General features: G+C 40.2%; 13 protein-coding genes. 1 reads left to right on the top strand and 12 read right to left on the bottom strand.

The window, feature by feature from the left end; translation table 11 throughout:
* Positions 1-64 precede the first annotated feature (64 nt).
* The 4 genes from HYG89_RS01615 to alr form a co-directional block, all read right to left on the bottom strand.
* A complete protein-coding gene (locus HYG89_RS01615; protein WP_178865774.1) occupies positions 65-1837 on the bottom strand; it encodes a class I poly(R)-hydroxyalkanoic acid synthase in 1773 nt (590 codons plus the stop codon).
* Positions 1838-1962: 125 nt separating this feature from the next.
* Positions 1963-2307, bottom strand: a complete 345-nt coding sequence (locus HYG89_RS01610; RefSeq protein ID WP_178865772.1) for a phasin family protein — start codon at positions 2305-2307, stop codon at positions 1963-1965.
* A gap of 51 nt (positions 2308-2358) precedes the next feature.
* Positions 2359-3105 (bottom strand): beta-ketoacyl-ACP reductase, encoded by a 747-nt coding sequence (locus tag HYG89_RS01605; RefSeq protein WP_178865771.1) that lies wholly within the window; start codon positions 3103-3105, stop codon positions 2359-2361.
* A 530-nt stretch (positions 3106-3635) separates the two neighbouring features.
* Positions 3636-4712 (bottom strand): alanine racemase, encoded by a 1077-nt coding sequence (alr, locus tag HYG89_RS01600; RefSeq protein ID WP_096900907.1) that lies wholly within the window; start codon positions 4710-4712, stop codon positions 3636-3638.
* A gap of 467 nt (positions 4713-5179) precedes the next feature.
* Between alr and HYG89_RS01595 the strand changes: the two genes are divergently transcribed.
* The gene (locus HYG89_RS01595) at positions 5180-5746 is read left to right on the top strand and encodes a hypothetical protein (RefSeq protein ID WP_026438364.1); all 567 of its coding nucleotides are present in this window, start codon (positions 5180-5182) and stop codon (positions 5744-5746) included.
* Positions 5747-5767: 21 nt separating this feature from the next.
* Here HYG89_RS01595 and dnaB read toward each other — a convergent pair whose 3' ends face one another.
* From dnaB to cyoB, 8 genes are all read right to left on the bottom strand, one after another.
* Positions 5768-7213, bottom strand: coding sequence for a replicative DNA helicase (gene dnaB / locus HYG89_RS01590; protein WP_004973149.1), 1446 nt, complete (start codon positions 7211-7213; stop codon positions 5768-5770).
* Between the two features lie 232 nt (positions 7214-7445).
* Positions 7446-7892, bottom strand: a complete 447-nt coding sequence (gene rplI, locus HYG89_RS01585) for a 50S ribosomal protein L9 (RefSeq protein ID WP_004973150.1) — start codon at positions 7890-7892, stop codon at positions 7446-7448.
* Between the two features lie 9 nt (positions 7893-7901).
* On the bottom strand, positions 7902-8129 hold the full coding sequence (rpsR, locus tag HYG89_RS01580; RefSeq protein ID WP_004719336.1) for a 30S ribosomal protein S18: 228 nt from the start codon (positions 8127-8129) through the stop codon (positions 7902-7904).
* A gap of 11 nt (positions 8130-8140) precedes the next feature.
* Positions 8141-8530: a 30S ribosomal protein S6 gene (gene rpsF / locus HYG89_RS01575; protein WP_004973153.1), complete on the bottom strand. Its 390-nt coding sequence runs from the start codon at positions 8528-8530 to the stop codon at positions 8141-8143.
* Between the two features lie 354 nt (positions 8531-8884).
* Positions 8885-9763 carry a heme o synthase gene (gene cyoE, locus HYG89_RS01570; protein ID WP_167846069.1) on the bottom strand — a complete coding sequence of 293 codons (879 nt, stop codon included), beginning with the start codon at positions 9761-9763 and terminating at the stop codon, positions 8885-8887.
* Between the two features lie 10 nt (positions 9764-9773).
* A complete protein-coding gene (locus HYG89_RS01565; RefSeq protein ID WP_004973158.1) occupies positions 9774-10100 on the bottom strand; it encodes a cytochrome o ubiquinol oxidase subunit IV in 327 nt (108 codons plus the stop codon).
* Positions 10100-10717: a cytochrome o ubiquinol oxidase subunit III gene (cyoC, locus tag HYG89_RS01560; protein ID WP_004973159.1), complete on the bottom strand. Its 618-nt coding sequence runs from the start codon at positions 10715-10717 to the stop codon at positions 10100-10102. Before cyoC ends, HYG89_RS01565 begins: the two co-directional genes overlap by 1 nt.
* A gap of 3 nt (positions 10718-10720) precedes the next feature.
* Positions 10721-12709: a cytochrome o ubiquinol oxidase subunit I gene (gene cyoB, locus HYG89_RS01555; protein WP_096900904.1), complete on the bottom strand. Its 1989-nt coding sequence runs from the start codon at positions 12707-12709 to the stop codon at positions 10721-10723.
* Between the last annotated feature and the right edge of the window lie 2 nt (positions 12710-12711).

Raw genomic sequence — 12711 nt, 5'->3', positions numbered from 1 at the left:
ATGTTCACGTTTCTGTGGATGCACATGATATATAGCATGTGCATTACTGATGTTATATGACTGATTAAAATAAATTTACCAAAACATAGCGACCTGGTGCTGCTTCTATCATTGGATATTGCGCATTACCTAAGGCGCGGGCAGGGACTTGTTCGCCTGTATACGGTGTGACCCAAGCCTGCCAGCGTAGCCACCAAGATTCAGGATGATACTCTGCACCATCAAGCCATTGCTTGGTATTTTCAAACTTGGCAGTATTGGTATAGCAACCGTATTTATTACGACTTGGCGGATTCACAATGCCTGCCACGTGTCCAGATTCACCAAGTACCAGTGTAGATTCACTACCTAAGTAATCTGCACCACGGAAGCAGGTATCCCAAAGCGCGATATGATCTTCCTGCGTAGCAATAAAGAAGCTTGGAGTTTTGACACGAGAAAGGTTGAGTCCAACACCGTTCACTTTTACTGCATTTGGTGAAATCAATTCATTATTCAAATACAAATTACGCAATAAGAAATTATGAATTTTGGCAGGAATATTGGTGCCGTCGCTGTTCCAATACAAAATATCGAAATCTGAAGGCTCTTTGCCTTTTAAATAGTTCTCGATGTAGTAGTTCCAGTACAGGGTATTTTCACGTAACAAACTGAACGTGACTGCCAACTGGCGACCATCAAAATAACCCAATTGATTATTTAAGGTTTCTAAACCACTAATCACAGGTTCATTAATAAATACGCCTAAGCTGCCTGGGTTTTCAAAGTCGATAATGGTTGCCATATACGTGGCAGATTTCACATGACTTTTCAGGCGTTTTGCCAGGTAATAAGCCTGCGTTGCAGCAAGTAAAGTACCACCAATACAATAGCCGATACAGTTGGCTTCTTTTTCGCCTGTAATTTCTTCAATAACACGCAAAGCTTCAACTGCACCTGCGGTAATCAGATCTGCGAAAGTGAGTTCTTTTTGTTCGGCATTTGGGTTACGCCAAGACATTAAAAAGACCGTATGACCTTGCTGACGTAACCAGTTCACCAATGAGTTTTGTTCGCGTAAATCCAGCACATAATATTTATTAATAAATGGCGGCACGATTAGAATCGGGGTTTGATATACATTTTCCGTGGTTGCTTCATATTGCAACAACTGGAAAATTTCATTTTCAAATACTACAGCACCTGGCGTGTAGGCTAAATCTTTACCCAAGCTAAAAGAGTCACTATTGACCATGCGAATAGATAAATATTTTCCGCTATTGACCACATCATCATGGAAAATTTGCATGCCACGGACAAGGTTTTCACCTTGTTCGGTAATGGTTTGCTGAATCACTTCAGGGTTAGTCCAAAGAAAATTGCTTGGTGATAAAGCATTAATCATTTGGCGGGTAAAAAAGTGAAGGCGGTAACGCACTTTGTCTGGAATGCCTTCTACGACATCCACCATATTTTGTACCAGTTGGCTAAACAACAAATATGACTGCGATAACAGGTCAAAATTGGGTTGTTCTTGCCATAATGGGCTGTTAAAACGACGATCACCACTTTCAGGTTGAATGAATGGTTCGATGTCTTTTGCCACACTGCGCATCATCACATTTTGGTAGATTTGCATTTGACCTTGCCACCAGCTCCATTGCATTTCCATCAAGCGTGCTGGATTTTTAGACAAAGCTTCAAAGAACATCGACATATCTTCTTTGTTGAGCTGTGTTAAGGCGTCATTAATAGGGCTTTGCCCATAATAAAATTCTTGTAGTTTTTTCCAGATATCATCGTGGCTAGAGAAAAATTGTAATATATTTTCTTTGAATTGAAATGAGTTCTGTTTCATTTCATCGCTCCATGGCACATGGCTTTTAGCAATCAAATTGAGTGCAAGGCTGAAACTAAAACGGGGAAATTTTCACACTTCCCCGTAACATTCGTCCTGATAACGCATGGTTTTCAGAGCAGTGTTTATTTGTTATTTGGCATTGAATCGCTGACTAACTTTTCAAATTCAGCTTTGAATTCTGAAGTCAGTGTTGCTAATTTTTTGCCATCTTCAATCATTTGCTGACTGAGTTTGTTCATGGTTTCTAATTGCTTCGTGGTGCAGTTCACCATGCTTTGCATGTCTTTCACTTCGCTATTGGCAAACATTTGTGCTAAACCAATGTTGGCATAGTTGCGTGCTGCTTCTAATTGTAAGTTGGTTAAGTCAGCAAAATTTTTTGCAACTAAACTGTTGAATTTGGTGTACGGTTCAAACATGTTTTTGTATTGAGCATTCATGTTTGAAAATAAGTCGCCGTATAGCATGGGTGTCACTCCAGTAAATAAACTTGTAGATTCAAATGAGGTGTTACACGCTTAGTGCATGTATAAGCCGCCGTTGATTGATAAGGTTTCGCCTGTTACGTATGCAGCATGATCACTCACTAAATACATAACTGCTGCCGCAATTTCGGTAGGGGCGGCAAGACGTTGCAGAGGAATTTGTGCTTCAATGCTTTTAATTACTTCTTCGCGCATCGCTGTGACCATCGGGGTTGCGGTATAACCTGGTGCAACGACGTTCACGCAGATATTTGAACGTGCGCCTTCTTGCGCCAAAGCTTTGCTAAAGCCGATGATGCCTGCCTTAGTTGCAGAGTAGTTGGCTTGACCAAATTGACCTTTTAAACCGTTCACCGAACTAATGTTCACAATCCGACCAGATTTTTGTTCTAACATTTTGTTAAATACAGGCTGAGTCACTGTAAAAAGTGTTTTTAAATTGGTATCAATCACTTCAGACCATTGTGCATAGCTCATTTTTTTGAAAGTTGCATCGCGGGTAATACCTGCATTGTTGACCAACACATCTACACGACCTTCAGCATCAATCGCTTCTTGAATGGCTGCTGTAGCCGCTTCATGCTCATTTAAGTTGGTTAAAACAAAGCGCACATCGCTTTCTGTAAAGCCTTTGCTTTCAAGCCATTGTTTTTCGCGATCTTCTTCTCTTGGTACAACCGTTGCAATAATTTTATAGCCTGCTGTAACCAGTTGACGGCAAATCTCACTGCCAATACCACCTAATGCACCCGTCACTAAAGCTACTTTTTGTTCAGACATATTCTTTTCCTAAGCAGAATAAGGTTATAAAAATTAAGGAGTTTTTCCTCTTTATTCTTGTTTAGAAATTAAGCGTTTTATATTTCAAAGAGGCTACAGTTTGATGATGCTTTGAAGTCAAAAGTAAACAAATATTGGTAATAGATTATTTTCTTATCATGTGGATGCTTTTATAAATGGCTTAAATAGTCGTGAAGTCATTGATTCATCGTAGCGCGCAGCACAAACTTCTGAGAACTGGTGAAATGTGATTAATCCATGAATTTGAAGCGATGTGGCAGTTTAAAGACAGTGCGCGAGCATATTGTTTTTTCTTGAGATTTTGAGTGTGATTTTCAGCTAAATATTTGGATGACTGTAAAGCGCTAAATGCAAATGTGGGTGACCACAAATTTTTATCAATATGAATGGAAATAAAGTGAATTTAAGAAAATAAAAAGCGAAAAGAAAAATATAAGAAAGAAAAAGAGAATGGCTTAGACGATTGCATGCAGCAAAACTGCTACATGCAACAGATCGAAAAAAGAAAGTTAAATGCTGGTTGCCTTGCGCTGTGGGCGAGGGCTTAAACGACACAACAACTCATAGCCAATCGTACCATTGGCTGTGGCAACATCATCCACCAAACGGTGTTTGCCCCATAGTTCAACTTGTGTGCCTAATTCAACGTCTAAACCTGTGACATCAATGGCAATCATATCCATAGACACACGACCAAGCACAGGCGTTAATTTTGCACCAATCGCAACAAAATTTGGCTGAACAAATGTACGTGGATAACCATCGCCATAGCCAATTGAAACAATCGCAATTTGCATGGCTTGTTCTGCAGTAAAGGTTGAACCGTAGCCGACGTGTTCGCCTGCATCAATTTCATTTAGTGCGATCACTTCTGCGCTTAAAGTCATCACAGGCTTTAAGTCGAGTGTATGCACATTATGTGCGGCAAAAGGCGTTGCACCGTAAAGCATAATGCCTGGGCGTACATAATCAAAATGCAATTCGGGATAACGATAGATTGCAGCAGAGTTACAGCAAGAAGCAAGAATAGGGCTGCAATTGTCTTTGACATGCAAAAATTGCGCGACTTGTTGATCATTTAAAGCATGATCACCATCGGCATTGGCAAAATGCATGGTTAACACACAGGTAAAACCTTCGGCTTTGAGCATGTGAATCACATCAATAATTTCAGGAATTTTAAAACCTAAACGATTCATGCCACTGTTGAGTTTGACCCAGACTTTTAAGCCTTGTGTGATGTAATCAGCTTTATGTTGTAGTAGCCAATCGAGCTGTGCTTGATGATGCACTACACATTCTAATTTGTGTGCTAACACACTTTGCATTTCATCGGCAGAAAAAACACCTTCAATCAGGGTGATGGGCTGCGTATATCCCAATTCACGAATTTCTAAGGCTTCTTCAACGCAAGCGACACCAAAGGCATCGCTGTCTTTTAAGGCTGCTAAGCAGTCTTTTACACCATGTCCGTAAGCATTGGCCTTGACCATGCTAACAATTTTCGCTGTTGGGGCAAGTTGTTTGACACGGTTTAAATTATATTGCAGTGCCTGACTGTCAATATAAACTGTTGCTTGGCGCACCCTCGTTACTCCTTGGGAATGACAATTGGTAATTTGTGTTAGATACACTGTGGAGTGATAAATAAATACTAAAAATAGTTCTATTTAAAAATATTCACTATTGTAGACCTATCAACCTCAAATAGACATGAACATTTAAGTTTTTGATCATAAATTAACTTAAGATCGAAAAATCTATTAGGTTATTGATTGCAAATAATTTGTAAAAGTTTCAGGCTTTATTTTTCATATAAAACTATACGTTCTAAAAGCTATTATGGCGTTAGATGCTCTCACTTAGGAAAATTCTGAACTGTACGAGTTATGGCAAGACTCAGAAGATTGTGGAGAGTGGGTTCGTAATTTAAATGAACTCAAAGAGAGATTAAACAATGCATTTTAAACTTGGATATGTTGAATAAATGATGAAAATATTTTGTTATCTGGGATGGAGTACTTTATTTTTTTGTCAGTCAGTTATGGCTTGTATGCCACATTCACCCAATGACGTTTTTATTGCCCGTTACCAAGGTTCACTGGCAGTACAGGAGAGTTCAGACTTCATTTTTGAACTCAGTTCAGGTCAATTTATTTTTCGCTCAATACTAGATGAGGTTAAATATAAAAAGCCTACTCAATGGTACAGTGGATTTTCAGGTAAAAGTACAGCTAAAAACCAATTAATTATTGGTTTAGCTTATGCACCAGATGGTGCTAAACCCCAGCAATATCAAGTAGTTTCATTTGCAACATTAAACTGTAAGAATGACCAGCTTGTTTTATCTAAACCGATTGTCCCATTTTTAGCTTGGAATAAGCAGACCTCAAATTGTTCTACAGTCGATAGATCAGAGGTTGGGATTTTAGATGGTTTTATAGACTATGATCAGACACATTATTTGGCGCAACTGCAACAAAAGTATCCGACATGCAAGCAATTAAATAAAGCATTTCCATCACTTGAAATGGAAGAAAATAGTCAAGATTATAATTTACTCTCAAGTTGGAAACTATGGTGGGCAAAGTTAATAAGTCAGATTAAAACATGGTTTTAATAAAAAAGAGCAATGCAAGCATTACTCTTCATCATCATACTGAGCATAATACTCAGGAGATAAGTTACTAAAACGCGTATATTGCCCTTCAAAAGCAAGACGTACCGTACCAATTGGGCCGTTACGCTGTTTACCAATAATAATTTCGGCAGTACCTGCTTCTTTAGATTCTTTATTGTAAACTTCGTCGCGGTAAATAAACATGATTAAATCCGCATCCTGCTCAATTGCACCAGATTCACGCAAGTCAGACATCACAGGGCGTTTATTAGGTCGGTTCTCTAATGAGCGGTTGAGCTGTGACAAAGCAATCACAGGGCAGTTCATCTCTTTGGCCAAGGCTTTTAAGCTACGTGAAATTTCTGAAATCTCGCCGACACGGTTATCGCCCATGCCTGGAACTTTCATTAACTGCAAGTAATCGACCATGATGCAGCCAATTTTACCGCCATGTTGTTTGGCAATGCGTCGTGCACGTGCACGTACTTCCGTAGGTGGTAGGGCAGATGAGTCATCAATATACAAATGCTTTTCTTGCAGTTGTAAAATCGTGCCTGTGACTTTTGACCATTCATCGCCACTGAGTTTACCTGAACGTAAATTCCCTTGATGCACTTTGCCGTATGCAGAAATTAAACGCATTGCGATTGAGTCTGCAGGCATTTCCATAGAGTAGACAAGGGCAGGCAAATCATTGTTAAACAAAACACTTTCGACCAAGTTCATGGCAAAGGTGGTTTTACCCATAGATGGACGCGCAGCGACAATAATCAAGTCACCCGCTTGCATGCCCGAAGTTTTATTATCTAACTCCACAAAGCCTGTGGTTAAGCCTGTGATGTTACCTTCCATTTTAGAAAGTTCATCAAGTTTGTCGAATACATCGGCAACCACGCTCGAAATGGCTTTTGGGCCTTGTGCTTTGGCATTGTTATTATGTTGTTCGGCAATTTGGAAAATATTGGTTTCGGCCAAGTCTAAAATTTCACTTACGCTACGACCTTTGGTGTCATAGGCATTTTGTAAAATTTCAGAACTGACTTTAATCATGTTTCTGAGGGTCGAGAATTCTTTAATTTTCGTGGCATAGGTTTCTAGGTTATAAAAACTAGAAGGCGAGTCTGCCATGAGCTGCATTAAGTATTCTTCCCCGCCTGCAGCTTCAAGTAAATTTTGTTTAATCAGCCAGTCATTCACCAATACGGCATCATAAGGTGAGTTTTCTTTAGACAAAGAATCAATGGCGCGGAAAATATATTTGTGGCGTGTCGCGTAAAAATCAGATTCTTGTAGCACATCACCCACTTGTTCAAAAGATTCGGCCACAGTCATTAACGCAGCCAAAACAGCTTGTTCGATGGCTAAGTTATGCGGTGGGGTACGAAACTCTTTAAGCGGGCTGTTCTCATTTGGTTTTAGATCAGACTTTGCAGTATGTTGCTTTGCGCTAGCAGTCGCCTGTGACATATAAATCCCTGATTTTTAAAACAGTAAATGCTGAATAATGCACTGGGATAGAATTTGAAACTCATATTCTTTCCACTTCCCGATGATACGCCCTCTAGAAAAAAAAGCGAGTAGATTTTGGCGAAGGATAAGTCAAAGCGTGCAGGACGATTTAGGAAAATTGTACTAATCGTATATTCTAAAGACAAAAAAAGAGCATGCGATTAGGCATGCTCTTTTCTTTTGCAGCAAATTACTCAGATACGATAGTAACGAGAACTTCAGCAACAACATCATGGTGCAATTGGATTGCGATGTTGAATTCACCAGTGTGACGAAGCGCACCGTTTGGTAAACGAACTTCTGCACGGTCAACTTCAAGACCAGCATTCGTTAACGCGTCAGCGATGTCACGAGTACCGATAGAACCGAAAAGTTTACCTTCATCACCAGCTTTAGCAGTGATTACGATGTTAACTTCGTTCAATTGGTCAGCACGTGCTTGAGCAGCAGCTAAAATTTCAGCTTCTTGCTTCTCAAGTTCAGCACGACGAGCTTCAAATGCAGCAGTGTTTGCTTCAGTTGCAGCAACTGCTTTACCTTGAGGGATCAAGTAGTTACGGCCGTAACCAGCTTTAACTGAAACTTTATCGCCTAATTTACCAAGGTTCTTAATGCGTTGTAATAAGATAATATCCACAGCTCAACCTCACTTATGATTGTCAGTGTAAGGGATCAACGCTAAGTAGCGAGCTTGTTTAATAGCAAGCGCTAATTGACGTTGGTAACGAGCTTTAGTACCTGTAATACGGCTAGGAACAATCTTGCCATTTTCAGTGATGTACTGTTTTAGTGTATCGATATCTTTGTAGTCGATGTACGTAACGTTCTCAGCTGTAAAGCGGCAGAACTTGCGACGACGGTAAAAACGTGCCATTGATGTTCTCCTTAAGCTTCAGCAGAGTCTTGGTTAGCGTGTTGTGCTTCTTCACGTTGAGCTTTACGCGCACGTTTTTCTTCAGCACTCTTAGCCAATAATGACTCTTCAGTGATAGCGTTTTCACGACGGATGATCAAGCTACGAAGGATCGCGTCGTTATAACGGAACAATTCTTCTAACTCGTCAAGCGTAGTTTGACCACATTCAACGTTCATAAGAATGTAGTGCGCTTTGTGAATTTTGTTAATTGGGTAAGCCAATTGACGACGGCCCCAATCTTCTAAACGGTGAATTTGACCTTCAGCTTCTTTGATGTGAGTTAGGTAACGTTCTACCATACCCACAACTTGATCGCTTTGGTCTGGGTGTACCAAAAGTACGATTTCGTAGTGACGCATTGTCAGCTCCTTACGGTTTATGCAGCCCCTGACTAAATTGAGCCAGAAGCAAGGAGTCACAACCGAAGTTGTGTCGCAAAATTGCGAAGCGTGAATTTTAGAGCTTTTACCAAGTAAATACAAGGCTTGGTCTAAGAAAAGATCGGCTTGGGCAAAAAGGGAATGTAATATTTTGCATCTATGATTGGAATTTAAATTTTATACTTTGTATTTGTATGTCACTAACTTTTAGAGTGTTTAATTCGAAAATTATTAAGGACGAATAAATCAAAGACAGATAAATTGTTATTATTTAAATATTGAAGTGTGGAGAGGGTAGGCACTCCATTAAAAGATAGAGCTAAACTCTATCTTTTAAAAAAGTATGATTTGCGTGCTTGGTGCGGTTGCTGTAAAGCTAAAACATAAACTCACAACAGTAATTAAAATAACCGAAAATAGGAAAAAGCGTTTTGCCCATAATTGATCATTTTCTGCTTTGAAGCCAATGACGCCAATATAGAACCAATAAATACAAAGTGTATTCAAAATAACCAGATATAGCCAGTTTGCATAACCAAATACAAACAGTCCATTCATGGCAACGGTAAATAACACCACATAAATTAGTGATTCAATTTTCGTTCGTAAAATTGAACGAGCAACTGGCAAAATTGGAATCCCCGCATTTTTGTAATCATCAAAACGGTAAATTGCAATCGCCCAAGAGTGGGGCATTTGCCAAAGTGCATAACCTAAAAAGATAAGTAGTGCAGCTAAGTCAAATTGATTTGCAACAGCTGTATAACCAATGACAGGTGGGCTTGCGCCTGAAATACTGCCAATAATGGTTTGATGAATTGTTGTGCGTTTGGTCCATAGACTGTAAAAGCCGACATAAACCACGAAACCAATCAGTGCAAAAAGAAAAGCGTATGCGTTAACTCCAAACCATAAAATGCTAAAACCAATTATGCCCAATACCACTGAATAAATCAGCGCAATAGGAACAGAAACAGTTTTTTTCACTAAAGCACGGTTTTGTGTGCGTTGCATTTTTTGGTCGATGTCTTGGTCAATAATATTGTTGACCACACATCCTGAGGCGACAACAAGCGTTGTACCAAGCAGAGTAAGCAGTAGGAGAAGGAAATCTACAGAACCTTGGGCAGCTACAAAGTAGCCACCCAAAGTGGTAATAAAATTACCAAAGAGAATTCCTGGCTTTGTCAGGAATAAATACTTTTTCAGCATGACAACCAGTTTAGATCATCATGTTGTAGTGTAGGTAGTTCATGATCCATACAGAACCAACCAAAAGGATGGCAATGGTCAGAATGGTATACACGAATGCAATCACGTTCCAACGTTGCTCTGAAGAAGAATTCATATGCAAGAAATAAATTAATTGAATAAGAATCTGAGCAACTGCTGTAATCGAAATAACAGTAATCAAAATACCACGGCCAAAACCACCTGCCATAACCATACCAAAAGGAATAATGGTAAGGATAACAGAAAGGATAAAGCCAATCGTATATTGCTTAGTGTTACCGTGTGATGCACCAGCAGAGTTGTGATCGTGACTCATTAGAGAACTCCCATCAAGTAAACTACGCTGAATACACAGATCCAAACGATGTCAAGGAAGTGCCAGAACAAGCTTAGGCAAGCTAAACGACGCATGTTCGGAATAGTCAAACCATATTTCTTGATTTGAACCATTAACACGATCATCCAAACTAAACCTGAAGTTACGTGAATACCGTGCGTACCAACCAAAGTAAAGAACGCAGATAAGAACGCACTCGCACTTGGACCATGTCCAGCGTGAACTAAATGGTTGAACTCATAAAGTTCCATACCAATAAAGATCGCACCGAAAACCCAAGTCACGCCTAACCAAGTTAGAACTTTAGCAACATCTTTCTTGTAAGCAGCTAAAACGGCAAAACCGAAAGTTACAGAAGAAATCAACAGGGCAAAAGTTTCTGTTAAAACGAAGCCTAATGACTCGCCAAACAAATCTTTAGCTGTTGGAGTGCCTACTGGAACGTGGCTACTTAATACAGCGAACGCGATGAAAAGTGTACCAAAAATTACAAGGTCACTCATCAAGTAGGTCCAGAAACCAAAGACGGTGATGTCTGTATCATCGTGGTGATGATCATCATGTCCGTGGTTGTCGTGATGAAGTACTTCAGCCATGTCTTAGTCCTTCTTCAAGTGTTTTTCAAGGATCGCATAGCGTTCGTTTTCAATACGCTCAACTTCAGCAGCAGGAACATAGTAGTCCACTTTCTTCGTGAAAGAACTCACGATGAAGCTGATGATTGCCGCAATGAACGTAACGATTGCTAGCCACCAAATATGCCAGATTAATGCGAAGCCCATAGTTGTAATAAACATTGCAATTATGAAGCCAGCTGCACGGTTAGTTGGCATATGGACATCTTCATACTTCGTTGGACGAGCGTATGCAACACCATTTTCTTTGTCAGTCCAGAAAGTATCAATACCATTGATCTTTGGAAGGTGAGCAAAGTTATAGAACGGTGCTGGAGAAGAAGTAGCCCACTCAAGCGTACGGCCATCCCATGGATCTCCAGTAAGGTCTAAGCGTTGGTTGCGTTGTAGGAAGCCAACCACAATCTGCATAACGAAGCAGAATAGACCAATAGCAATTAACACAGAACCGAAGAACGCAATTGCCAAGTATGGATCCCATTCTGGGTTGTCATATGTATTCAAACGACGAGTCATACCCATGAAACCAAGGATATAAAGTGGCATGAATGCAAAGTAGAAACCGAAGAACCAGAACCAGAATGCTGCTTTACCCCAAGTTTCATTGAGTCTCCAACCAAACATTTTTGGCCAGTAGTAAATGATACCTGCGAACATCGCGAATACTACACCACCAATAATTACGTTATGGAAGTGAGCAATTAGGAATAAAGAGTTGTGTACAAGGAAGTCCGCTGGTGGAACTGCCATTAATACACCTGTTAAACCACCGATACCAAAAGTCACAAGGAAGCCAAGTGTCCAAAGCATTGGGGTAGTGTAGGTAATACGACCCTTGTACATGGTGAATAACCAAGAGAAGATTTTCACACCAGTAGGAATCGCAATAATCATGGTCATGATACCGAAGAACGCGTTAACGTTGGCACCTGCACCCATGGTAAAGAAGTGGTGAACCCATACAACAAGTGATAACACACCAATTGCAACAGTTGCGTACACCATTGATTTGTAACCGAACAATGTTTTGCGAGCAAAAGTCGCAGTTACTTCTGAGTAAATACCAAATGCTGGTAATACTAAGATATAAACTTCTGGGTGACCCCATGTCCAAATCAAGTTTACATACAACATTGGGCTACCACCCATGTCGTTCGTAAAGAAGTGGAAACCGAAGTAACGGTCAAGCGTTAACATTGCAATTGTCGCAGTTAAAACTGGGAATGTTGCAATGATAAGTACCGCAGTAACTAATGTTGTCCAAGTGAAAACAGGCATGTCCATAAGTTTCATGCCAGGCGCACGCATTTTTATGATGGTAACGAAGAAGTTAACACCAGTAAGAAGCGTACCTAGACCAGAAACCTGAAGTGCCCAAATATAGTAGTCAACACCAACACCTGGAGAGTATTCGATACCAGATAGAGGAGGATAAGCCATCCAACCTGTAGCAGCGAATTCACCTAATGCAAGTGAAACCATCATTAAACCTGCAGCACCAGCGAATAACCAGAAGCTTAAAGAGTTTAATAACGGGAAGGCTACGTCACGAGCACCAATCTGTAATGGTACAGAGATGTTCATTAAGCCAACAACAAGACCCATTGCCACGAAGAAGATCATGATCACACCGTGTGCGGTGAAAATCTGGTCATAGTGTTCTGGGTGTAAATAGCCTTCACCACCACCTTTCGCAAGGAACTGTTGAAGACGCATCATGATCGCATCTGCGAAGCCACGAAGTAACATGACTACAGATACAAAGATATACATGATACCAATTTTTTTATGGTCTACAGATGTGAACCATTCGTTCCACAAGTAGCCCCATTTTTTGAAGTAGGTAATACCAGCAATCGCTGCAAGACCACCTAAGATCATCGCTGCAACAGTTACCAATACGATTGGATCGTAAGGAATTGCATCTGGACCTAACTTACCTAATAAGCTCATGT

This window comes from Acinetobacter sp. SwsAc5 (assembly GCF_013391485.1).
Taxonomy (GTDB): domain Bacteria; phylum Pseudomonadota; class Gammaproteobacteria; order Pseudomonadales; family Moraxellaceae; genus Acinetobacter; species Acinetobacter towneri.
This window is presented reverse-complemented; position numbering and strand designations above follow the sequence as displayed.

Bases quoted from the DNA above. Each gene is read 5' to 3' on its own strand.
- HYG89_RS01615 (WP_178865774.1), bottom strand. From the start codon at position 1,837: ATGAAACAGAACTCATTTCAATTCAAAGAAAATATATTACAATTTTTC.
- HYG89_RS01610 (WP_178865772.1), bottom strand. From the start codon at position 2,307: ATGCTATACGGCGACTTATTTTCAAACATGAATGCTCAATACAAAAAC.
- HYG89_RS01605 (WP_178865771.1), bottom strand. From the start codon at position 3,105: ATGTCTGAACAAAAAGTAGCTTTAGTGACGGGTGCATTAGGTGGTATT.
- HYG89_RS01595 (WP_026438364.1), top strand. From the start codon at position 5,180: ATGCCACATTCACCCAATGACGTTTTTATTGCCCGTTACCAAGGTTCA.
- dnaB (WP_004973149.1), bottom strand. From the start codon at position 7,213: ATGTCACAGGCGACTGCTAGCGCAAAGCAACATACTGCAAAGTCTGAT.
- rpsR (WP_004719336.1), bottom strand. From the start codon at position 8,129: ATGGCACGTTTTTACCGTCGTCGCAAGTTCTGCCGCTTTACAGCTGAG.
- rpsF (WP_004973153.1), bottom strand. From the start codon at position 8,530: ATGCGTCACTACGAAATCGTACTTTTGGTACACCCAGACCAAAGCGAT.
- cyoE (WP_167846069.1), bottom strand. From the start codon at position 9,763: ATGCTGAAAAAGTATTTATTCCTGACAAAGCCAGGAATTCTCTTTGGT.
- HYG89_RS01565 (WP_004973158.1), bottom strand. From the start codon at position 10,100: ATGAGTCACGATCACAACTCTGCTGGTGCATCACACGGTAACACTAAG.
- cyoC (WP_004973159.1), bottom strand. From the start codon at position 10,717: ATGGCTGAAGTACTTCATCACGACAACCACGGACATGATGATCATCAC.
- cyoB (WP_096900904.1), bottom strand. From the start codon at position 12,709: ATGAGCTTATTAGGTAAGTTAGGTCCAGATGCAATTCCTTACGATCCA.